General features: G+C 51.2%; 21 protein-coding genes, 1 tRNA gene and 1 riboswitch. Of the genes, 20 read left to right on the forward strand and 2 right to left on the reverse strand.

What is annotated here, in order from left to right; translation table 11 throughout:
- Positions 1 to 9 precede the first annotated feature (9 nt).
- The 15 genes from hisJ to L6H70_RS22965 all read left to right on the forward strand — a co-directional run bounded on the left by hisJ (position 10) and on the right by L6H70_RS22965 (position 16,273).
- Positions 10 to 837: a histidinol-phosphatase HisJ gene (gene hisJ, locus L6H70_RS22895; protein ID WP_236336464.1), complete on the forward strand. Its 828-nt coding sequence runs from the start codon at positions 10 to 12 to the stop codon at positions 835 to 837.
- Positions 838 to 860: 23 nt separating this feature from the next.
- On the forward strand, positions 861 to 1,811 hold the full coding sequence (locus tag L6H70_RS22900; protein ID WP_236336465.1) for a ribose-phosphate diphosphokinase: 951 nt from the start codon (positions 861 to 863) through the stop codon (positions 1,809 to 1,811).
- A gap of 248 nt (positions 1,812 to 2,059) precedes the next feature.
- Positions 2,060 to 3,808, forward strand: a complete 1,749-nt coding sequence (locus L6H70_RS22905; protein ID WP_236336466.1) for a tetratricopeptide repeat protein — start codon at positions 2,060 to 2,062, stop codon at positions 3,806 to 3,808.
- Between the two features lie 167 nt (positions 3,809 to 3,975).
- Positions 3,976 to 4,929, forward strand: coding sequence for a thioredoxin-disulfide reductase (trxB, locus tag L6H70_RS22910; protein ID WP_054943377.1), 954 nt, complete (start codon positions 3,976 to 3,978; stop codon positions 4,927 to 4,929).
- Between the two features lie 75 nt (positions 4,930 to 5,004).
- Positions 5,005 to 5,111, forward strand: a riboswitch (TPP riboswitch).
- A 120-nt stretch (positions 5,112 to 5,231) separates the two neighbouring features.
- Positions 5,232 to 6,917, forward strand: coding sequence for a phosphomethylpyrimidine synthase ThiC (thiC, locus tag L6H70_RS22915; RefSeq protein ID WP_236336467.1), 1,686 nt, complete (start codon positions 5,232 to 5,234; stop codon positions 6,915 to 6,917).
- 187 nt (positions 6,918 to 7,104) lie between these two features.
- Positions 7,105 to 7,332 carry a DUF1858 domain-containing protein gene (locus tag L6H70_RS22920; protein ID WP_236336468.1) on the forward strand — a complete coding sequence of 76 codons (228 nt, stop codon included), beginning with the start codon at positions 7,105 to 7,107 and terminating at the stop codon, positions 7,330 to 7,332.
- Positions 7,333 to 7,365: 33 nt separating this feature from the next.
- Complete coding sequence (locus tag L6H70_RS22925; RefSeq protein WP_236336470.1) at positions 7,366 to 8,625, forward strand: DUF438 domain-containing protein; 1,260 nt, start codon at positions 7,366 to 7,368, stop codon at positions 8,623 to 8,625.
- Positions 8,626 to 8,950: 325 nt separating this feature from the next.
- The gene (locus tag L6H70_RS22930) at positions 8,951 to 9,901 is read left to right on the forward strand and encodes an ROK family glucokinase (RefSeq protein ID WP_206102732.1); all 951 of its coding nucleotides are present in this window, start codon (positions 8,951 to 8,953) and stop codon (positions 9,899 to 9,901) included.
- A gap of 46 nt (positions 9,902 to 9,947) precedes the next feature.
- Entirely contained in the window at positions 9,948 to 10,847 is a 900-nt protein-coding gene (gene rapZ, locus L6H70_RS22935; RefSeq protein WP_236336472.1) for an RNase adapter RapZ, read from the forward strand.
- 57 nt (positions 10,848 to 10,904) lie between these two features.
- Complete coding sequence (locus L6H70_RS22940; protein WP_236336632.1) at positions 10,905 to 11,840, forward strand: gluconeogenesis factor YvcK family protein; 936 nt, start codon at positions 10,905 to 10,907, stop codon at positions 11,838 to 11,840.
- Between the two features lie 36 nt (positions 11,841 to 11,876).
- On the forward strand, positions 11,877 to 12,806 hold the full coding sequence (gene whiA, locus L6H70_RS22945) for a DNA-binding protein WhiA (protein WP_054943369.1): 930 nt from the start codon (positions 11,877 to 11,879) through the stop codon (positions 12,804 to 12,806).
- A gap of 97 nt (positions 12,807 to 12,903) precedes the next feature.
- Positions 12,904 to 13,173: an HPr family phosphocarrier protein gene (locus tag L6H70_RS22950; RefSeq protein ID WP_019914358.1), complete on the forward strand. Its 270-nt coding sequence runs from the start codon at positions 12,904 to 12,906 to the stop codon at positions 13,171 to 13,173.
- A 205-nt stretch (positions 13,174 to 13,378) separates the two neighbouring features.
- Positions 13,379 to 14,137, forward strand: coding sequence for an SIMPL domain-containing protein (locus L6H70_RS22955; protein ID WP_236336474.1), 759 nt, complete (start codon positions 13,379 to 13,381; stop codon positions 14,135 to 14,137).
- Between the two features lie 284 nt (positions 14,138 to 14,421).
- Complete coding sequence (locus L6H70_RS22960; protein WP_236336475.1) at positions 14,422 to 15,522, forward strand: PdaC/SigV domain-containing protein; 1,101 nt, start codon at positions 14,422 to 14,424, stop codon at positions 15,520 to 15,522.
- Positions 15,523 to 15,634: 112 nt separating this feature from the next.
- Entirely contained in the window at positions 15,635 to 16,273 is a 639-nt protein-coding gene (locus L6H70_RS22965) for a GDSL-type esterase/lipase family protein (protein WP_236336477.1), read from the forward strand.
- Between the two features lie 94 nt (positions 16,274 to 16,367).
- Here the strand turns inward: L6H70_RS22965 and clpP are convergent, their stop codons facing one another.
- Complete coding sequence (clpP, locus tag L6H70_RS22970) at positions 16,368 to 16,964, reverse strand: ATP-dependent Clp endopeptidase proteolytic subunit ClpP (RefSeq protein WP_054943364.1); 597 nt, start codon at positions 16,962 to 16,964, stop codon at positions 16,368 to 16,370.
- 192 nt (positions 16,965 to 17,156) lie between these two features.
- Positions 17,157 to 17,231, reverse strand: a tRNA-Arg gene (locus L6H70_RS22975).
- Between the two features lie 331 nt (positions 17,232 to 17,562).
- On the opposite strand from L6H70_RS22975, the gene L6H70_RS22980 reads away from it, so the two are divergent.
- The 5 genes from L6H70_RS22980 (at position 17,563) to gpmI (ending at position 23,365) form a co-directional block, all read left to right on the forward strand.
- Positions 17,563 to 18,615: a sugar-binding transcriptional regulator gene (locus L6H70_RS22980; protein ID WP_236336480.1), complete on the forward strand. Its 1,053-nt coding sequence runs from the start codon at positions 17,563 to 17,565 to the stop codon at positions 18,613 to 18,615.
- A 116-nt stretch (positions 18,616 to 18,731) separates the two neighbouring features.
- Positions 18,732 to 19,742, forward strand: a complete 1,011-nt coding sequence (gene gap / locus L6H70_RS22985; RefSeq protein WP_206102738.1) for a type I glyceraldehyde-3-phosphate dehydrogenase — start codon at positions 18,732 to 18,734, stop codon at positions 19,740 to 19,742.
- Between the two features lie 110 nt (positions 19,743 to 19,852).
- Complete coding sequence (locus L6H70_RS22990; protein ID WP_236336481.1) at positions 19,853 to 21,034, forward strand: phosphoglycerate kinase; 1,182 nt, start codon at positions 19,853 to 19,855, stop codon at positions 21,032 to 21,034.
- Positions 21,035 to 21,062: 28 nt separating this feature from the next.
- Entirely contained in the window at positions 21,063 to 21,818 is a 756-nt protein-coding gene (gene tpiA / locus L6H70_RS22995) for a triose-phosphate isomerase (RefSeq protein WP_054943360.1), read from the forward strand.
- A gap of 2 nt (positions 21,819 to 21,820) precedes the next feature.
- Positions 21,821 to 23,365, forward strand: a complete 1,545-nt coding sequence (gene gpmI / locus L6H70_RS23000) for a 2,3-bisphosphoglycerate-independent phosphoglycerate mutase (RefSeq protein ID WP_236336482.1) — start codon at positions 21,821 to 21,823, stop codon at positions 23,363 to 23,365.
- The last annotated feature ends 48 nt before the right edge of the window (positions 23,366 to 23,413 follow it).

The following is a 23,413-nucleotide window of genomic DNA, read 5'->3' on the forward strand; positions in this document are numbered from 1 at the left end:
CTTTACAGCATGCATATCGATTACCATACCCATCATGAGCGCTGCGGGCATGCCGTTGGGAAGCTGGAGGAGTATGTGCAGCGCGGCATAGAGCTTGGGCTTCAGCAGCTCGGATTGTCCGATCATCTGCCGCTGATTCATGTCGATCCGGAGAACTACTATCCGGAAATGGCTATGCCGCTAGCCGAGCTGCCGCGTTATGTAGAAGAGTGCCTGACACTGAAGGAACGCTACCGCGGAGTCATTGAGCTACGGGTCGGGCTGGAGGCGGATTATATCGAGGGCTATGAGGAGCAGATCCGAGAGCTTTTATCGCCTTATCCGTGGGACTATCTAATCGGTTCGGTGCATTTTCTGGGGGAATGGGATATCACGGATCACCGGCAGACCCATGGCTGGGAAGGCAAGGATGTAATGGAGGTATACCGCCGTTATTATGATGCTGTAAGGAAGTCGGCGTTATCGGGATTATATGATATTATAGGACATATGGATGTGATAAAACGGTTCGGGTTCGGCCCGCAGACCCAGGAGGACAAAGCCGAAGCGAGAGAGCTGGAGCGGAGTGCCTTGGAAGCGATAGCCGCCAGCGGAATCGCCATGGAGCTTAATGCTTCCGGGCTGACCAAGCCATGTGCTGAAATGTTTCCGGCGGAGCATGTGCTGCAGCAGGCACATACTCTAGCTATCCCGCTCACACTAGGCTCTGATGCCCATGACCCGGCCAAGCTGGGAGACGGGCTGCAGGAAGCGCGCAGCCTGCTGTGGCGCACAGGCTTCCGTGAGCTGGCGGTGTTTGAAGGCCGGCGCCGGACATCCGTTCCGTTCCAACTATAAATTATGATCCCCAGGAGGGTACTATGCAGCATCATCAATTGCGTATTTTTTCCGGTTCGTCGAATCCGAAGCTGGCCGCAGACATTGCGGAGCGTCTTGGTGCACCCCTCGGCCAAATTAAGCTGACCCGTTTCAAGAGCGGCGAGATTTATGTGCATTATGAAGAGAGCATCCGGAACTGCGACGTATTTTTGGTGCAATCCCTCGCTCATCCTATTAATGAGCTGTTCGTAGAGCTGCTCGTTATGATTGATGCGGCCAAACGCGCCTCAGCCAGAACGGTGAATATTATTGTCCCTTATTACGGGTATGCCCGGCAGGAACGCAAATCCGCACCGCGCGAGCCGATCTCGGCCAAAATGGTTGCCGATGTGCTGACCACTGCAGGCGCTACCCGTGTTATTACCATCGACCTGCATGCGGCGGCAATTCAGGGCTTCTTCAATATTCCGGTGGATCATCTGACTGCACTCGATCTGATCAGCGGCTATCTGAAGATGAAGGGCATCTCCAATCCTGTGGTCGTATCACCGGATGCGGGACGCGCCTCCATGGCGGAGAAGCTAGCCAGCCGGCTTGACTCGCCGTTTGCCATTATGATCAAGAAGCGTCCGGCGCACAATGAATCGGTGATCACCCATGTGATTGGCGATGTCGAGGGACGAACACCGGTTATTATCGAGGATCTGATCGACACCGGTACGACGATTGTGAATGTGGTGGAAGGCCTGAAGGAACGTGGAGCCAAGAACAGCATCGTCTGTGCAACACATGGTCTATTCTCCGGCGATGCACTAGCCCGCATGGACCACGAGAATATCGACGAAGTGGTTGTCACCGATTCGATTGCACTGCCGGACGACCATTCCACCCGGTACAAGGTGCTATCGGTAGCACCAATGCTGGCTGAAGCCACGCGCATTATTATTGAAGGCGGTTCAATCGATAAATTATTCAGAGACGCGGGGATTTAATTCCCCGTGTTTTTTTCTGAAATGGGGTATGGAAGCGGCCGTCCTGACCGCTTCATCTTTTTTCCTGCCGGGCCGCTTCCCTTAGCTTGAGAATCCCCCTGCCACATGTGGTATACTGTGTGAAGGCAGCTACGGCCAGAAATGGAAACGATAGAATGCTTAAGGTGGGAGCTCGGGGTGCCGCGTAGGCGCTGCTCTCCTATTTTTGTGAGGATAAGGAAGCTTATAAAGGGAGGTGCCTTGCTTCCATGATTGAGAGAACTTCAGATGACACGGAGCCCTGCAATGTAATTCCGGTTACTCTGGATGCCAATTTTTTCTTTGAAAGAGCCGTACGGTCGCTGGACCGCTTTCAATATGATAAGGCATTAAAGAATTTTCGCAAAGCCGTCGAATATGAGCCGGACAATCCGGTGAATCACTGTAACATGGCGGGTATATTATCTGAGATGGGCAATTATCAAGCGTCCAATGATATTTTGACCCATGTGCTGGAAAAGATTGATCCCGCAATGACGGAATGCCACTTCTATATGGCTAACAATTATGCCAATATGGAGAGCTTTGAAGAAGCAGAACGCTCGCTGGTTACGTATCTGCAAGAAGATGCAGCCGGTGAGTATCTGGCAGAGTCTGAGGAATTGATGGAGCTGCTGCAATATGAGCTTGACCGTCCTGCGCCGCTGATCCGCATCCGCAGCCGGGAAGGGGTCGTAGAGCATGACCGTGCCCGGAGCCTGCTGGAGGAAGGAAAGTTTCCGCAGGCAGTCAAGCTGCTGGAAGAGATCGTGAAGAACACGCCCGATTTTCTTGCAGCGCATAACAATTTGGCGTTGGCCTATTTCTATATGGGCCGGTTCGTCAAAGCCAAGGAGTGTCTGGGCGAGGTGCTGGAACAGGACCCGGGCAACCTGCATGCCCTTTGCAATATGGCGATTTTCCTGCAGTATGCAGGTGATCAGGATCAGCTTGCCGCTCTGCTGCGCATGCTGGAAGCGACGGTGCCTTTTCATCAGGAGCATGTCTTCAAAATGGCTACAACGATGGGCATCCTGGGCAGACACAAAACGGCCTACGGCCATTTCCGGCGTCTGCTGAAGGATGAAGAGGTGGGCGGAGACGCCAGCCTCTATCATTACTGTGCCGCTGCCGCAAGCAACAGCGGGCTCTACAGTGAGGCGCTGCGCTGCTGGAGGCAGGCCGCGAAGCTCGATCCGGAATCAGCGGTGCCGGGATTCTTCCTGTCACAGCTGCAGCAGGCACTGGCTGAAGGCCGGGCGATGTCGCCGGTCAGCTATAACTACCAGCTGCCTTTTCAGGAGCAGCTTAAGCAATGGAAAGATAATACCAGTAGCTTCACAGCAGAAGTCCGGAGCAATCCGCTGCTGCGCGCGTCGTTCTTCTGGGCGCTGCGCTACGGTGACTCCGGTACCAAGCTGCAGGTCACAGAGGCGCTCCGCTGGATTGAGGATGAGGAGATGTCCGAAGTGCTGAGGGAACTGCTGGAGCAGGAGCCGCTTCAGGAGGATAAGCTGCAGGAGGCAGCGCTGCTTAGCCTGCAGCGGCTGATCGGCAGCGGTCCGGAGGAGACCGTGGCTCTCAAGGAAGAGCGGGAAGCCGCACCGGCTCAGTCTCATAAGGGTCTGCCGGAGTGGAAAGAAGACTGGCAGCGGATTGTGGATCATACGCTGGCCGTGATGGACCGGAGATACGATGCCCTTCAGAAGAAGGATGCGGAGAATCTCTGGAAGCAGTTCATCGGCAGCCTGTATCCCGATGTACCCCGCTTCAGCCACACAGAAGGCTGGTGTGCCGCTTTGGAATACTTAACAGCCAAGCTGCACAGCCGTCCGGTGACTTACCGTGAGGTGGCCCAGCGTTATGATGTCTCTGCCTCGATGGTCAGCCGGTATGCACGGCGGATCGACAGCGCGTGCGGCACCTTGAATCTGATCGCGGAGCCGGGAGACTTGTCTCCTTCCACAGAGAAGATATAAGGGCATGAACCGCCGCCCACAAGTAATATAAGCAACCAGGTATAAATGATGCTCGATTCTGCATCCTTATATTGTTCACCGGAAACGCGGATCAGGCTGCTTTACAGAAGCCCTCACAGCCGTTTCTTCGAAGTAAATAATCACCCACTTGTAAGGAGGCCAATGTGATGTACAAAACAATTGTAATCGGAACAGGCCCGGCAGGGCTGACTGCCGCAATTTATTTGGCACGTGCCAACCTTAGCCCGCTCGTAATTGAAGGCTTGCAGCCGGGAGGACAACTGACAACGACGACAGAAGTGGAGAATTTTCCGGGCTTTCCTGAAGGCATTCTTGGACCCGATCTGATGGACAACATGCGCAAGCAGGCTGAACGTTTCGGGGCAGAGTTCAAGAACGGCTGGGTGGATTCTGTGGATTTCTCGCAGCGGCCCTTCAAAGTAACCGTGGATGGGCTTGGTGTACTGGAGGCGGAGTCGGTCATTATTTCGACCGGCGCTTCCGCCAGATATCTGGGCATCCCCGGCGAGCAGGAGAATGTGGGGCGCGGGGTCAGCACATGCGCTACCTGTGACGGCTTCTTTTTCCGCGGCAAGAAGATTATTGTTGTCGGCGGCGGAGACTCCGCGATGGAGGAAGCCAGCTTCCTGACCCGCTTTGCCTCCAGTGTAACCCTGGTGCACCGCCGCGAGGAGCTGCGCGCTTCGAAGATTATGCAGGACCGGGCGCGTGAGAACAGCAAGGTGGCCTGGGCGCTTAACCGTACACCGCTGGAAGTGACCGTTAGCGACACGGGAGTCAAAGGGCTGACTGTGCGCAACAATGAGACAGGTCTGGAAGAACTGCTCGAAGCGGACGGTGTCTTCGTGGCCATCGGGCACACACCGAACACGGCATTCCTGGGCGGACAGATTACTACGGATGCTAACGGGTACATTGTGGTAAATCCGGGCACGACCGAAACGAACATTCCGGGCGTCTTTGCTTGCGGAGACGTGCAGGATACCCGTTACCGTCAGGCGATCTCTGCCGCCGGAACCGGATGTATGGCGGCTATGGATGCTGAGAAGTTCCTGGAAGGCACCATGGTGCATGACTGGAGCGAAACGCTGGATAAATGAGGATGAAGGTTTGCCTTTATATCCAGCCATTGACAGAGCATATCCGGGTAGAGTAGATTTAATGTAATTTAATAAGATGCCCACTAGGGGAGCCTGAATTGGCTGAGACGGAAAAAGTGAATTTCCGGACCCTTGAACCTGATCTGGATCATACCAGCGTAGGAAAGTGGAGCCGGACTTTTATTTCGTATAGCCTTCTTTGGCTGTTCCCAGATAAAGCCGCTCCAGGTGGAGCGGCTTTTTTGCTGCATATTCTTATTCAAAGACCACGTGTGAACACACCAATCTGAGGAGGAGAAACAATGCCAGGAACAGTGAAGCAGGAAAACGTAAATCTTTCGGGATTTCCGGGGAGCCGTAAAGTTTATGTTGAGGGTTCACGCCCGGACATCCAAGTCCCGATGCGTGAGATTAGTCTTACCCCTACCAGGGGAAGCGCCGGCGAAGAAGTTAATGCGCCAGTGCGTGTGTACGATACGAGCGGGTTATATACGGATGACTTTGAACAAACGGATATACGGAAAGGACTGCCGCCTCACCGGTTAGCCTGGATTGCAGAACGCGGCGATTCGGAGGAGTACGAGGGAGCAGCCCCGCAGGATGAGGAAAAAGGGACAGCGGCGGCCTGCGTGACAGAGAGCTTTCCGGGATTGCAGCGGCGGCCTTTAAAAGCGCGTCCAGGTTCCAATGTGACCCAGCTGCATTATGCGCGGAAGGGAATCATTACCCCGGAGATGGAATATATTGCGATCCGCGAGAACATGAGTCCGGAATTTGTGAGGGATGAGGTAGCTGCCGGACGTGCGATCATCCCTGCTAATCTCAACCACCCGGAGAGTGAGCCCATGATTATCGGCCGTAATTTCCTGGTGAAGATTAACGCCAATATCGGTAATTCCGCAGTTTCCTCCTCCATCGAAGAAGAAGTGGAGAAAATGAGATGGGCCACCCGCTGGGGGGCAGACACGATAATGGATCTCTCCACCGGTAAAAAAATTCATGCCACCCGTGAATGGATTATCCGCAATTCTCCTGTACCGATCGGCACCGTTCCGATTTACCAGGCACTTGAAAAGGTAAACGGCAAAGCTGAAAATCTGACCTGGGAGATTTACCGCGACACCCTCATTGAGCAGGCGGAGCAGGGGGTGGACTACTTTACCATTCATGCCGGAGTGCTGCTGCGCTATATTCCGCTTACGGCCGGACGAATGACTGGGATTGTCTCCCGGGGCGGCTCCATTATGGCTGCATGGTGCCTTGCCCATCATCAGGAGAGTTTCTTATATACACATTTCGAGGACATTTGCGAAATTATGAAGACCTACGACATCGCAATTTCGCTAGGTGACGGACTGCGGCCGGGCTCCATTGCCGATGCCAATGATGAAGCCCAGTTTGCGGAGCTGGAAACGCTGGGAGAACTTACGGAAATCGCCTGGAAGCATGATGTTCAGGTTATGGTGGAGGGTCCAGGTCATGTGCCGATGCATAAAATCAAGGAGAACATGGATAAACAGCTGGATATCTGCCGGGAAGCTCCTTTTTATACACTGGGCCCGTTAACCACGGATATTGCTCCCGGCTATGACCATATCACCTCAGCAATTGGCGCAGCAATGATCGGCTGGTTCGGAACGGCGATGCTCTGTTATGTGACTCCCAAAGAGCATTTGGGGCTCCCTGATAAAAATGATGTGCGCGAAGGTGTGATTACCTACAAAATCGCTGCCCATGCTGCCGATCTGGCCAAAGGCCACCCGGGTGCCCAGGACCGTGACAATGCGCTGTCCAAAGCACGGTTTGAATTCCGCTGGCGCGACCAGTTCCATCTGGCGCTGGATCCGGAGCGGGCGCTGGAGTATCACGATGCGACCCTTCCCGCAGAAGGAGCCAAAACGGCGCATTTCTGTTCGATGTGCGGTCCGAACTTCTGCAGCATGCGGATTTCCCACGGTATTCAAGAATCAATGAACCAGCTCACCTAATAGGTGAAATACAAGGCTGTCTCCAGGCTGTAAAAGGCTGAGGGAGACGGCTTTTTTTATCCGGTCATCGGGTCCGGGGGCGTAGCCGTTTCTTTTTAAAACTTAGTGATTGCAATCACTATTCGTTCTAAGGGCCTATGCTAAGCTGTTGTTGAGAAGAATTCTCACTAAAAAAGGAATGGTGCACATGAACAAAGTGCTGAGAATGGATGAATCCATATTCGAGCTGGTAAGCCGGCATCCTGAGGTTACCGACATTATGGTGGAGCTGGGGTTTCATGATATTACGAAGCCGGGGATGCTGCAGACAGCAGGCCGGTTCATGACCCTGTCGAAGGGAATTAAGCTGCGGAAAATGGACCCGGATACCGTGAGGCAGACGTTTAAACGCCATGGGTTTGAGGTTCTTGAATAGAGCAATTAATACGGATAATAAGGAGCGATACCAATGAGTGAACTGATCAATAACCGTGAAGTGGACGTACCGGAACAGACCCGCCGCCAGGCGATGCTGAAGGAGATCATTAAAGAGCTGCACGCCGGTAAAAGTGTAGAGGAAGTCAAAGCGCGTTTTGCTGAAGCAGTGGGCGATGTGACGGTGGCGGAGATTTCCGCAATGGAGCATTCGCTGATGACAGAGGAGGGTATTCCGGTAGCAGAGGTTCAGCGGTTGTGTTCGGTGCATACGGCCATCTTCAAAGGCTCTATCGAACAGATTCACCGTTCTTCGAAGCCGGAGGAGCAGCCGGGCCATCCGGTGCATACCTTGAAGCTGGAGAACCGCGAAATCGAGCGGCTGGTGAATTTCCGTCTGGAACTGCATGCCGGCAAGTTTCTGAAGAATGACAGCGAGGAGATCATCTTTAAGCTGCTGGAGGATCTCAGCCTGCTGCTGGATCTCGACAAGCATTACAGCCGCAAGGAGAATCTGCTATTCCCTTATCTGGAGAAGTACGGGATCTACGGTCCGACCAAGGTGATGTGGGGCGTCGATGACGGCATCCGGGCCATGATCAAAGCAGCCAAAGCGGCGCTCAGCCAATACAGCGGGAATAAGGAAGAGATCAGTGCCCAGTTAGCTGAAATCATCAAGGAAGTAAACGAGATGATCTTTAAGGAAGAAAATATTCTGCTGCCCATGGCACTCGATAAGCTGACCGAAGACGAATGGGTCAAAATCGCCCGGGAAAGCGACGAGATCGGCTTCTGCCTGACCTCACCGGAACAGGAGTGGATCCCTGAACGTGCTGCTGAACCGGAAGGAGCCGCTGTGCAGGAAGAATCCGCAGGCGAAAGCCCGCAGGGCTTTATCCGCTTTGAAACAGGACTGTTGTCGCTCCATCAGCTGGAGACGGTGCTTAACCATCTGCCGGTGGATTTAACCTTCATTGACGAAAATGACGTTGTCCGTTACTTCTCACATGGTAAAGAACGGATCTTTGCCCGGACCAAGGCTGTTATTGGACGTACGGTGCAGAACTGTCATCCGCCGCAAAGCGTACATGTGGTGGAGAAGCTACTGGAGGACTTCAAGGCAGGGCGCAAGGATGCAGAGGATTTCTGGATTGCTATCAAGGATAAGTTTATTTATATCCGTTATTTCGCTGTCCGCGATGAAGCGGGCCGCTACATGGGCACACTGGAATTTACCCAGAATATCGCCCCGATCCGCGCGCTGGAAGGCCAGAAACGGATATTGTCGGAATAAGGCCACAACTTTATAGAAGTGCAAAAGGTGCGATGCATGGCAGGTCGCGCCTTTTTGTGCGCTTTTATGACTGGAAGAATTCATTTGGGTTTAAGGACCTGCCCGGATGAACAAGTCATAGATTCTGGTGGTAGCGCATACAACGTTAATATGACTGGGGAGGGCGCTGTAAGTGTTCCCTGAAGCCTGTCCGGATTTGTTTATTCTGCGCTTAAGACAACGGATACACCCGGGTGTGTCGCCATTCCTTGACCGCAGGGAAGGCTTCTATTATAGTGGGTACGTAGGATTAACTATTTTAGCATAGAAAAAGGTGGCTTGTTACATGTCTGAACTTATCTACGTTGGCGTGGATTTAGGTGGAACCACGATTAAAGTTGGAATCTGCAATGCCGAGGGAACCCTGCTTCACACTTTTGAGGGACCTACGGGGACTGCAGATGGCGTCGATGCCGTCATCGATAATATCGAGAAGTATGTGCGCCAGATTGTGGAAGAATCCCCGTACTCTTGGGAACAGCTTGCCGGTGTAGGAGCAGGCCTGGCCGGATTTACGAATATTCGTGAAGGAATCATCATTCTTGCGCCTAACATAGGATTTAGAGATGTGCCGATCCGTTCTATTCTGGAAGGACGCCTTAACAAGCCTGTCAAAATAGACAATGACGCCAATGTGGCTGCACTGGGCGAGGCCTGGAGCGGCGCAGGACGCGGCATCGAGAATTGTGTCTGCTATACGCTGGGAACCGGTGTCGGCGGCGGAATCATTATTAACGGCAAGGTCTACCAGGGCTTCGCCGGTCTGGCCGGAGAGCTTGGCCACATTTCCGTTGTGCCTGATCTGGAAGCCATTCAGTGCGGCTGCGGCAATATGGGTTGCCTGGAAACTGTATCCTCTGCTACCGGCATTATTCGCATGGCTAATGATGCTGTAGCCCGCGGAGACCGCACCTCGCTCTCCATGGTGGAGAAGATTGCGGCGAAGGAAGTATTTGATGCTGCCAAGGCCGGCGACGAAGTCGCTCTGCGTATCGTTAACCGTGCAGCATTCTACCTGGGTAAATCGATGGCTGCAGTAGCGGCTGTGCTTAATCCGGAAGTATTTATCGTTGGCGGCGGGGTTTCCAAAGCTGGCGACATTCTGTTTGATGAGGTCCGCCGCGTGTTCGCCAAGCTGGCTCCTGAGCCGCTGCAAAAGGGCGTGACCATTGTACCGGCCGAGCTTGGAAATGATGCAGGGATTATTGGTGCAGCGGGTCTCTTGCTGCGTTCTTAATAGACTGGAATTATTCATATACTATTCTTAGGGAGGGGACGCTTTCATGACCGAATTGGAGCAATCCGGAGCGGCTGGTGCCACCCTGATCATTATTACGGGCATGTCGGGTGCAGGCAAAACCATTGCTGTACAAAGTCTGGAGGACCTGGGGTTCTTCTGTGTCGATAATCTGCCGCCGGTGCTGATTCCGAAGTTCGCCGAGCTGATTGAGCAGTCGAAGGGGAAGATCGCCAAGGTAGCGCTTGTAATTGATTTGCGGGGGCGGGAGTTTTTTACGGCTTTATCAGAATCGCTGACCTACATCAAGAACGAGTCCACGATCGGCTGCGAAATTCTGTTCCTGGATGCCACGGATTCCGTGCTGGTGCAGCGCTACAAAGAGAGCCGGAGGCATCATCCGCTGGCTCCGAAGGGCATGCCGCTTGACGGCATCCGCCTGGAGCGCCAAATGCTGGAGGAACTGAAGAATTCGGCTACCCTCTGTCTGGACACAAGCAGTATGAAGCCTGTGCAGCTTAAGGAGAAGATCGTTTCAAGATTTTCTCATCTTGGAAAAAGTACACTCTCCGTTAATATTACTTCGTTCGGATTCAAGTATGGTATTCCGATTGATGCAGACCTCGTGTTTGATGTTCGCTTTTTGCCTAATCCGCATTATGTGGATCAACTGCGGCCCAAGACTGGCCAGGACAGCGATGTTTACGAATATGTAATGAAATGGCCTGAAACGCAAGTTTTTCTGACCAAGCTGCTGGATATGCTTCATTTCCTGATTCCCCAGTATCGTAAGGAAGGCAAATCCCAGATTATTATCGGCATCGGGTGCACGGGCGGGAAACACCGCTCAGTAGCCATTGCAGAGTACCTGGGCAAAATGCTGGGAGTCAGTGAGACGGAAACGGTAGCGGTCAGCCATCGGGATTCCGAGCGTGATCGGCATTAACGAGAGAAGGGGTCAATTGTGGCTGAAGAACAAGACAAACGTCCGCGTATCGTCGTTATGGGCGGAGGTACGGGACTCTCTGTCATGCTTCGCGGGTTGAAGGAAAAGCCGCTCGATATCACAGCGATAGTGACTGTGGCAGATGACGGAGGCAGCTCCGGGATTCTGCGGAGCGAGCTGCAGATGCCGCCTCCAGGTGACATCCGCAATGTGCTGACAGCCATGGCGGATGTGGAGCCGCTGATGGAACAGATTATGAAATACCGCTTCAGTACCGGAGAAGGACTGGCCGGACATAGTCTGGGCAATCTGATTCTCGCGGCGCTTACGGACATCTCCGGAGATTTTGTCACCGCTGTCCGTGAGCTTAGCCGGGTATTCGCTGTCCGCGGACGGGTACTGCCCGCTGCGGATGACGCCGTGGTGCTGCACGCCGAAATGTCTGATGGTACCATTATTACCGGAGAGTCCAAAATACCGGAAGCCGGAGGCCGGATCAAACGTGTCTTTTTGGAGCCGGCTGATGTGGAACCGCTGCCGGAGGCGCTGGAGGCGATCCGAAATGCAGACGCCATTCTTTGCGGGCCAGGCAGCCTGTATACGAGTATTCTGCCCAATCTGCTCGTACCAAAGCTGGCAGAAGCCGTTGTAGAGTCCAAGGCGATCAAAATCTTTGTCTGCAATGTGATGACCCAGCCTGGAGAGACAGACAATTACACTGTAAGCGACCACCTTCAAGCCGTGTATGATCATATCGGCCTGCATTTGTTCGATTATGTCATTGTCAACGACGGGGAGATTCCGGAGCAGGTGCAGGTCAAATACGCTGAAAAGGGCGCACGCCCCGTGCTGCTTGACCGGGATGCGCTCGACGGCAACGGATACAAGGTTATTGCGGATAAGCTCGTATTATTCAAGACCTATTTAAGGCATGATACGGATAAGCTCAGTCATCATATCTACCAGCTGGTAGAGGACTGGATATCCAGATAGATTCACGGTTTAATGAACATGAAAGAGGTGAGCCCCTTGTCTTTTGCGGCCCTTACCAAAAAAGAGCTGACGATGGTGGAGAGCCAGCCATGCTGCGAGAAGGCAGAGATGTCAGCGCTGATCCGGATGAACGGTTCTGTGCAGCTTTCGAGCAAAAAGGTGGTTCTTGACATCTCGACGGAGAACGCCGCGATTGCAAGGCGGGTATATTCTTTGCTTAAGAAATATTACCAGGTCCATATCGAGCTGCTCGTGCGTAAAAAAATGCGTTTGAAGAAGAATAACGTCTATATTGTCAGAATTCCAAACCGCGTGCAGGAAATCCTGAAGGACCTGCGGATTGTCTCCGAAGGCTTCATCTTTACCGATGGGATCGATGAGGAGATCGTCGGGAAGAACTGCTGCAAACGGGCGTACCTCCGCGGAGCTTTTATGGCCGGCGGATCTGTGAACAATCCCGAGGGTTCGTCCTACCATTTGGAAATCGCTTCCATGTATGAAGAGCACTGCAAAGCACTGGTGGAGCTGGCTGGTGAATTTCACCTGAACGCCCGCTGCATAGAGCGCAAGAAGGGCTTTATTCTATACATTAAGGAAGGCGAGAAGATCATCGAGTTCCTGAGCCTGATCGGTGCGCATCAAGCGCTGTTCAAGTTTGAGGATGTGCGGATTATGCGCGATATGCGCAATTCCGTGAACCGGATCGTCAACTGCGAAACGGCTAACCTGAACAAAACGATCAGTGCTGCAGTACGGCAGATTGAGAACATTAAGCTGCTGCAGCGTGAGGTGGGTCTGGAGAGTCTGCCGGATAAGCTCCGCGAGGTTGCCGAAATCAGACTGGCACATCCGGATATTAACCTCAAGGAAGTGGGCGAAATGCTCAAGGGAACGGTCAGTAAATCGGGAGTAAATCACCGTTTGCGCAAAATTGATGAGCTGGCGGATAAAGTCCGCGGAGGCTGATTATTTTTTTTCTAGTGTGGATGCGGTTATAATGATATAATATTATAAAATTAATGTGAAATTTTTGGGCAGATCTCAAATAGGGGGTAAGCGTTTCATGACAAAGCACCCGGTAGTTGTACGGTTGAAGACGGGGCTCCACGCTCGGCCGGCAGCATTGTTCGTGCAAGAAGCCAACAAGTTTTCGTCGGAGATTTTCGTGGAAAAAGACGATAAAAAGGTTAACGCCAAAAGCATCATGGGCATTATGAGCCTGGCGATCAGTTCCGGCACGGAGATTTATATTAGCGCGGATGGCGCCGATGCGGATCAAGCTGTAACCGCTTTGACAAGTCTTGTTAGTAAGGAAGAACTGGAGAACCAATAAGATTTTATGCCAGACTTACTTATACCGTATGACAAAAAGCCCTTCGGGGCTTTTTTTATTTGCCCGGGTATGCCAGACATTAGGTTTAAGGAAATAATAATTAAAAAATTAAGTTCCGGAAGTGCGGCAACAGATGCAACTTTTACCAAACAGGCCCGTCTAGAGGGTACCAAACATTAATAAGAATTGAAAGGGGATAGCAAGCATGAAGAAATGGGGCAAATCATTCGGAGCGGTGCTGCTGGCAGGAAGTTTGATTGTAGGGGGGATGGGGCTTAGCGGAGTGTTTAAAGGTCCTGAAAAGGCTTACGCGGCTGAGGATATCCAAAGAAATATTGTCAGCGTAACAGGCAAGGGCGAACTGGCCATCAAGCCGGATATCGTATATCTGTCGATCGGTGTGACTTCGTCTGCAGCAACGGCACAGGATGCGCAAAAGGCTAACGGAACCAAAATCACCAAGCTGACCTCGTTGCTCAAGACCACCTGGGGCATTTCCGACAAGGATATCCAGAGCACACAATTCAGCGTACAGCCTAACTACACCTATAGTGAGAAAGACGGACAGCAGGTGAAAGGTTATATCGCACAGCATACCCTGCAGGTAGCTTACCGTGATCTGGCAAAAGTCGGCGCACTGCTAGATGCTGCTTCAACAGCGGGTGCTAACAACATCGGCAATGCACAGTTTGCGATCGAAGATCCTTCGGCATTTGAAGCTCAGGTCATTGAAAAAGCGATGGCTAACGCTGATGCAAAAGCGGCCGCAATTGCCAAAGCAGCTAAGCGCAGTCTCGGTTCGGTTGTTACGGTTATCCAGAACGATGACGGCAACAACCCGGTCATTTACATGGAGAATGCAGCTATGAGCAAGGCAGCCGCAGATACTGCCGGCGGGACATCTGTAGAGCCTGGTGAAGTTAAGGTTTCCACACAGCTTAACGTTGTTTACGAACTGAAATAAGAAACAGAATATTGGAGGCTCTGCTCCTGCCGTTACGGCGCAGCAGGGCCTCTTTTTCAGCGGGATCAGACCCTGGTGAGATATGAAATCTCTCATTTTGTTTAAAGAAATGTAACAAGAGCCTTTAAAATAACCAGAAAAGCTTAAGAAACTGTAAGCATCATTGTAACAATAGCGGCAGCTGCTGCCACTATAATAGTAAAAGCGGGCCGGGATTGTAAACTTCCGGGTCTTACAGAATTACACAAAATTAATCATCGTGCCGGTGGAAGGGGAAATCATTCATGAATTTGATATCGAAGGAACAAGCCCGTAAATGGGGTGCGGGAATGATGGCAGCGGGTTTGCTGCTTGGCGGAGGAATATTGCCGGCCGGGACCAGTCAGGCTGCAGCGGCAAAACAGGTGGCTAAGGCGGAGCAATCACAAGTTGTCCTGAAGTGGAACGGAAGCATCACGCAGCAGACCGGGATTTATAGCGGCGGGAAGGTATGGGTACCTGTCAGCTTCCTGCGTGATAGCCTGAACATGCCAGTTTCGTATGATAAGGCAGACAAGACTTACTCGATTGGTAAAGGGAACACACTGACCAAGCTGATGGTCTCGGATTACGGCATTTCCATTTCAGTGAATAACTATTTCCTTGGAGATTATGAAGGGAAAAGCATAAATAACCGCCTGTATGTTCCTTTCGACCTGCTGACCGATTATCTCGGGTATAAGGGGGATTGGAACGCGCTTTCCGGCCGGCTCAATGTGATGAAGCAGGTACAGAATGCGATAACCATTAAGACAGAGAGCTACATTAAGGAACGGGAAGATGCGCCGATCAAGCTGGATTATCCGCAGGTGAGCGGCCTGGAGAATGCGGAAGCCCAGAAAAAGATCAATGATATGATTAAGCAGACGATCCTTAAGTATGCGGCAGATGCCGAGAACCAAATCGCGAACAAATCGGAGGATGACCGGCCTTACGAATTTGAAGGCGGCTATGTCGTTACTTATAATCAGAACGGTGTACTCAGCCTGGTCACACAACAATACGGCTATACCGGTGGTGCGCATGGGATGACCTTCCGCAATGCCTTCACCTTCTCGCTGAAGGATGGCAAACGTCTCCTGCTGGGTGACCTGTTCGGTGCCAATCCTAATTATAAAAAAGAGCTGAACGCCAAGCTGACCAAGCTTTTCAAGGCTGATGGAGGGTATCTCGGCGGATTCACCGGGCTGAATACAGAGAAGTATTTTTATTTGAAGGAAGGCAAGGTAGTCTTATTCTTCCAGTTATACGATTATACGGCTTATGCTGCAGGGTTCCCTCAATTCACCTTCACCTTTAAGGAAATGCTGCCGGATGGAAGCAGTCCGTTTGCAGCGCTGAAGTAACGGCAATCAGAAGCTCCGCCAATGCGGGTTATGGGTACCCCGCCGTTCCCTGGTGCCCGCTCCATTCATAAGCTAATTAAAGAAAGCAGCTTATGGATGGGAGGGATATATGATGAGCTATCAGTACACTGCTATTGGTGATTCCCTGACGACGGGGTTTGGAGCGCTGCCCGGCAACGGATTTGTTCCGGTTTACCGCAGGATGGCGGAGGCGCGCCTGCGTACGCCCATCCGCTTAACCAATTTAGGCGTAAATGGGCTGAAAACAGACGGTCTGGAGCAGCGTCTTAAAGCGGATTACAACTTCCGGCTGGCGGTCAGCGATGCTGACCTGATTACGATATCAATCGGCGGCAATGACCTGATCAAAGCCGCTAAGGCGGCAGGTAACCGCCCTGGTGATCTGTCACCGCTGCTCCAGAAGGCGCTGTACAATTGTAAACGGAACATCAGCGACATCATGAGCACGGTATCGCAGCTCAAGGCAGGTAGGCCAAGGCCCTATATCATCCGCATTGTCGGACTCTACAATCCTTATCCGCAAGTCGATGAAGCTACGGAGTGGGTCCGGCAATTCAACAGGTATACTTCAGGCTACAGCAGCCGGATCTGCGGATTTGCCTCCATCTATAATGAGTTTGCCGGCAATGAGCGCGGCCTGCTGTTTATTGATCATATTCACCCGAACGGGAAGGGGTACCGGGTTATCGCCGACAAACTGGATGGCCTGGGGTATGGCCGTTTGGGATAGGTTTTCTTTATCTAAAGGCGTCAATCTATAGACTGCACAAAAAAGGCTGCCGGGACCATTATGGGTCCCGGCAGCCTTTTGGCTGTTGCTTCTGTTATACGCCTGTAGGCAATGTCTTCTCGATAACTTTATCGACAATACCATATTCAGCTGCTTCAGCAGCAGTCATGAAGTAATCGCGGTCCGTATCCTTCTCGATCCGTTCCAGCGGCTGGCCGGTACGTTCGGATAGGATGCGGTTCAGCTTGTCGCGCAGCTTGAGGATGCGGCGGGCGCGGATTTCAATATCCGTAGCCTGGCCTTGAGCACCGCCCAGAGGCTGGTGAATCATAATTTCGCTGTTTGGCAGTGCAAAACGTTTGCCCTTGGCACCGGCGTTCAGCAGGAAAGCTCCCATGGAAGCGGCCATGCCCACGCAGATAGTGGAAACATCCGGTTTAATGTACTGCATTGTATCAAATATAGCCATGCCTGCCGTGATGGAGCCGCCGGGGCTGTTCACATACAGGTGAATATCCTTATCCGGGTCTTCAGCAGCCAGGAATAGCATTTGTGCGATGATGGAATTGGCAACCACGTCATTGACCTCTGTTCCAAGGAAAATGATGCGGTCCTTCAGCAGGCGGGAATAGATGTCATAAGCGCGCTCGCCGCGATTGCTCTGTTCTACTACCATAGGGATATAACTCACGTGGAAAACCTCCTTGAATTGGCTATTCGAATGTGTTCATTTTTACTGTTACCGTATTAACCACATGATAAACAAATTCAAACAAAAAGTCAAAGAAAGTCAAACTTAGTTTCAAAAAAAAGAGCCATCAAGTGGCTCTTTGGTTAATTAACAGTATGACGACTGCTAAATTATGTACAAACAAGTAAATAATGGCGCGCCCGCCAAGAATCGAACTTGGATCTCAGGCTTCGGAGGCCTACGTCATATCCATTGGACCACGGGCGCAACAGAAATTATTATAATACATTTATTGTACAAATGCAATGGATCAGCGTCACTGTTCCGAAAATATCTTTGCCGGCATACAGGGACAAAGTATAGCCATGCCAGAAGCGGGCATATACCGGGCATTTCTGTGCCTTTAGCCCTGCCTCAGGGTCTTTCCATGCCTTGTTAGATGTATAAGATGTACAGTGGTTGAGAATTATACTCTCGGATGACTTGCACTCCGCGTAATATTTGGTTAGAATATGAGTGGGACTTAAAAAGTTAACCCGGGACATTTTGAGACCACGAACAAGGGAATAGAGAAAGACGAAGTTGCAGGAGTGAAAGCATGCGCAATTTATTGGAAATCCAAAAGCAGCTTCTGCCGGATCTCATGGAAACCCTTAAGAGACGTTACACGATTCTACATCAGATCATGCTGTCCGATATTATTGGGCGCAGAACGCTGGCTGCCTCGCTGGATATGACCGAGCGTGTGCTGCGTGCCGAGACGGATCTTCTGAAATCGCAAGGGCTCATTGAGATCGAGAGTGTCGGCATGCGTATTAGCGATGCCGGTCGCAGAACGCTTGACCTGCTGGAGCCGATCGCCAAGAGTCTGTTTGGCCTGGATGATCTGGAAGAGAAGATTCGCTCAACGTATGGTCTTAGTAAAGTAATAATTGTGCCCGGTGATTGCGAGACATCGCCGTTCACGAAGCGTGAGCTTGGGCGTGCAGGTGCGAAGGCATTTCTCGGAGTGCTGCGCAGCGACGATACGATTGCCGTAACAGGCGGCTCTACTTTGGCTGAGATGGCCGATCAGCTGACCTTGCCCTTATCCCTTTCCTATAAGAATGCATGGGTTGTCCCTGCACGCGGAGGACTTGGAGAGAGCATGGAAATTCAGGCGAATACGATTGCTTCAACAATGGCTAAGCGGATCGGAGCGAATTACCGTCTGCTGCATGTGCCTGATCTGCTCAGTGAGGATGCTTACCAGTCTCTGGGGCATGACTCGAACATAGGGGAGATCGTGCAAATCATCCGCAGATCGCGTATTATTGTTCATGGAATCGGCGATGCCATTGAAATGACCCGCCGCCGCAAGCTGGATGAGACGACAGTCTCAGAAATTCAGGCAGAAGGCGCGGTTGCCGAATCGTTCGGCTACTATTTTAACGAAGCTGGCCAGGTGGTCCATACCATGCTTACGATGGGGCTCCGTCTAGAGGATATTATCCGCACGGAAGTTGTTGTCGGTATAGCAGGGGGCAAACGCAAGGCCAAAGCAATCCACGCAATGCTACGATTCGGGCAAGAGGACATTCTTGTTACAGATGAGGCTGCTGCCGTCGAAATCGGCAAAGAAATCGACAAACAGTTGCAGCAAGTTCTATAGCTTCCAAGATATGGGGAGCGCCCGCAGTTATTTTGCATTATACTTAACATTGTTGTCTTGACGAGCTTCACCGCTTGTCTTGAATAAATAAAACGAAATCTAGGAGGAACTATTCAATGAGTGTAAAAGTTGGTATTAACGGTTTTGGACGTATTGGACGCCTTGCATTCCGCCGTATTCAAAATGTAGAAGGTATCGAAGTGGTAGCAATCAACGACCTGACTGACGCTAAGATGCTTGCTCATTTGCTTAAATATGATACAACTCAAGGTAAATTCCAAGGTGAAGTTGAAGTTCATGACGGATTCTTCAAAGTGAACGGCAAAGACGTTAAGGTTCTTGCTAACCGCAACCCTGAAGAACTTCCTTGGGGAGAGCTTGGCGTAGATATCGTTCTGGAGTGCACAGGTTTCTTCACAACTAAAGAAGCTGCTGAGAAACACCTTAAAGGTGGAGCTAAAAAAGTAGTTATCTCTGCTCCAGCTACAGGCGACATGAAAACTGTTGTTTACAACGTAAACGATGACATCCTTGATGGTTCTGAAACAGTTATCTCCGGCGCATCTTGCACAACTAACTGCCTGGCTCCAATGGCAAAAGTCCTGAACGACAAGTTCGGTATCGTTGAAGGCCTGATGACTACTATCCACGCTTACACAGGTGACCAGAATACTCTTGATGCTCCACACGCAAAAGGCGACTTCAGACGTGCCCGCGCTGCTGCTGAGAACATCATCCCTAACACTACCGGTGCTGCAAAAGCAATCGGTCTGGTTATCCCAGAACTGAAAGGCAAACTTGACGGTGCAGCACAACGTGTGCCTGTAGCGACTGGTTCCCTGACTGAGCTGGTAACTGTTCTGGATAAGAATGTTACTGTTGAAGAAATCAACGCAGCTATGAAAGAAGCTTCCGATCCAGAAACTTACGGCTACACTGAAGATGAAATCGTATCTTCCGACATCAAGGGTATGACTTTCGGTTCCCTGTTTGATGCAACACAAACTAAAGTCCTGACTGTTGGCGACAAACAACTGGTTAAAACTGTTGCTTGGTATGACAATGAAATGTCCTACACTGCACAACTCGTTCGTACTTTGGAAAAATTCGCTAAACTTGCTCAATAAGATCGTTTTAATATAAGCAGCATCTATAGAGCGGAAACAGAACTTCCTTGTTTCCGCTCTTTCTAAATGGATTATCATGAACCAATTTTGGGTGTGGAGGAAAACTAATCATGAACAAAAAAAGCGTCCGTGATGTAGAAGTAACAGGCAAACGCGTATTCGTACGCGTCGATTTCAACGTGCCAGTGGAAGACGGTAAAATCACTGATGATACCCGTATCCGCGAAACACTTCCAACGATTAAATACCTGATCGAGAACGGTGCAAAGGTCATCCTGGCCAGCCACATGGGCCGTCCGAAGGGTCAATTCGTTGATTCCATGCGCCTTACTGGTGCTGCTGTTCGTTTGTCCGAGCTGCTCGGCAAACCGGTAGCCAAAGCTGATGAAGCTGTGGGTGATGCAGTGAAAGCGCAAATCGCTGAACTGAACAATGGCGATGTGCTTGTGCTTGAGAATGTCCGTTTCTATCCGGGTGAAGAAAAGAACGATCCTGAACTGGCTAAGCAGTTCGCAGAACTGGCTGACCTGTTCGTCAACGACGCATTCGGTGCGGCTCACCGTGCACATGCTTCGACTGAAGGTATCGCTCACTTCTTGCCGGCTGTATCCGGTCTGCTGATGGAGAAAGAATTGTCCGTACTGGGCAAAGCTCTTTCGAACCCTGAGCGTCCTTTCACTGCCATCATCGGCGGTTCCAAGGTTAAGGACAAAATCGACGTTATCGACAACCTTTTGAACCTGGCTGACAATGTTCTGATCGGCGGCGGCCTTTCCTATACATTCACCAAAGCTCAAGGTTATGAAATCGGCAACTCACTGGTAGACAACGATAAAATTGATGCTGCTCTCGGATTCATTGAGAAGGCTAAAAAATTGGGCAAAAACTTCGTGCTTCCGGTTGACGTTGTAGTTGCTGACAAGTTCGGCGCAGATGCCAACACCAAAATTGTAGATGTAACTGAAATTCCTGCGGGCTGGGAAGGTCTGGACATCGGTCCTAAGACTCGTGAAATCTATGCGGATATTATCAAAAACTCCAAGCTGGTTGTCTGGAACGGTCCTATGGGCGTGTTCGAAATCGACATCTTTGCTGAAGGTACAATTGCCGTAGCGAAGGCTTGCGCAACAACTGAGGGTTATACTGTGATCGGCGGCGGAGATTCCGCAGCTGCAGCTGAGAAATTCCACCTGGCTGACCAAATGGATCACATCTCCACAGGCGGCGGTGCATCCCTGGAGTTCATGGAAGGTAAGGCACTTCCTGGCGTAGAGGCACTGAACGACAAGTAAGACGCGAAGAAGGAGGCAATTCAAGATTATGAGCAGAACACCTATTATTGCGGGCAACTGGAAAATGTTCAAAACCGTTCCGGAAGCCGAAGGTTTCATCGCTGAAATTAAAGGCCAAGCAGAAGTAGAAGGCGTTGAAACTGTCATTTGCGCTCCTTTTACTAACCTGCCTGCTCTGGTTGCAGCGGTTAAAGGAACAAGCATCAAAATCGGTGCACAGAACCTGCACTTCGAAGATAACGGCGCTTATACAGGTGAGATCAGCGGCGTAATGCTGAAGGATCTTGGTGTAGACTACGTGATCATCGGCCACTCCGAGCGTCGTGCTTATTTCGGCGAAACGGATGAAATTGTAAACAAAAAAATGCATGCGGCTTTCCGCCACGGCATTACTCCTATCGTATGTGTCGGCGAAAAGCTCGAAGAGCGCGAAGCTGACCAGACTAAGGATGTTTGCAAGGTTCAAACCGAAGCAGCATTTGCCGGTCTGAGTGCTGAACAAGCAGCTCAAGTGGTTATTGCTTATGAGCCTATCTGGGCTATCGGAACAGGTAAATCCTCTACTTCCCAAGATGCCAACGAAGTTATTGCTTACATCCGTACCCTTGTAAAAGGCCTGTACGATGAAGCAACAGCTGAAGCTGTACGCATTCAATACGGCGGCAGTGTGAAGCCTGAGAACGTAACGGAGTACATGAGTCAAAGCGACATCGACGGCGCTCTTGTCGGCGGTGCCAGCCTGCAGCCTGCTTCCTTCGTTTCACTCGTTGAGGGGGCGAAATAAGGATGTCAGCTCCAAGACCTGTAGCATTAATCATCATGGACGGTTTCGGATTGCGGAATACAGCTGAAGGCAACGCGGTTGCCCAGGCTAATAAGCCCAACTATGACCGTTACCTGAAACAATATCCGAACACTACGCTTACCGCTTGCGGCGAAGCTGTAGGTCTGCCTGAAGGACAAATGGGCAACTCGGAAGTGGGTCACCTTAATATCGGCGCAGGCCGGATCGTATACCAGGATCTGACCCGTATCGATAAGTCGATCCGTGACGGGGAATTCTTCGAGAACGAAACGCTGGTTGCTGCTGTAAGAAGCGCTAAGTCTACCGGCAAAAAGCTTCACCTGTATGCACTGGTCTCCGACGGAGGCGTACACAGTCATATTAACCACCTGTTCGCTATGCTTGATCTGGCCAAGAAAGAAGATATGCACGAAGTGTATATCCATGCTTTCATGGACGGACGCGACGTACCTCCTGACAGCGGACAAAAGTTCGTTCAGGATCTCATCGCGAAGATTGAAGAGGTTGGTGTAGGTAAAATTGCTACAGTATCCGGACGTTACTTCGCGATGGACCGTGACAAGCGCTGGGAACGTGTAGAGAAGGCTTACCGTGCAATGGTATATGGCGAAGGCCCTAAATATACCGATGCTCTGCAGGCGATCACTGGATCTTACCAGAATTCGGTATATGATGAATTCGTTGAGCCTAGTGTTATCGTGGACAGCAATGATAAGCCGGTAGCGGTAGTGGAAAGCGGCGACTCTGTCGTGTTCCTGAACTTCCGTCCTGACCGTGCGATTCAGCTGTCGCAGGTATTCACCAACTCCGATTTCCGCGGTTTCGACCGTGGTCCTTTGTTCCCGCAGGGTCTGCACTTCGTATGTCTGACTACGTTCAGCGAAACGGTGCAAGGCTATGTAGCGTACTCGCCAAAGAACCTGGATAATACCTTGGGTGAAGTGCTTGTACAAAACAACAAGAAGCAGCTGCGTATCGCGGAAACTGAAAAGTACCCGCACGTAACCTTCTTCTTCAGCGGCGGACGCGATGAAGAGCTTCCTGGCGAAACCCGTATTCTGATCAACTCGCCAAAAGTAGCAACCTATGATCTGCAGCCTGAGATGAGCGCATACGAAGTGGCGGCGGCCTGCGTAGCGGAAATCGAAGCGGACAGACAGGATGCGATCATCCTTAACTTTGCGAACCCTGATATGGTTGGACACTCCGGCATGCTGGAACCTACCATCAAGGCCGTTGAAGTAACGGATGAATGTGTAGGCAAAGTTGTAGATGCAGTTGTTGCCAAAGGCGGCGTGGCAATCATCATTGCCGACCATGGTAATGCGGATATGGTCTTTGATGAGAACGGTCGTCCGTTCACGGCTCATACCACGAACCCGGTTCCTTTCATCGTAACGACTGAGAATGTTGTTCTGCGCGAATCCGGTATCCTTGCCGATGTGGCACCGACAATCCTTGATCTGATGGGACTTCCGCAGCCTGCGGAAATGACCGGACAATCCATGATTGCCAGCCGTAAATAAGCAAGACCCTAAGCAACGCTAACGAATACCAAAACCATATTTAAAAGG

The sequence above is a fragment of the Paenibacillus auburnensis genome, from assembly GCF_927798115.1.
GTDB classification, from domain to species: Bacteria; Bacillota; Bacilli; order Paenibacillales; family Paenibacillaceae; genus Paenibacillus_AQ; species Paenibacillus_AQ auburnensis.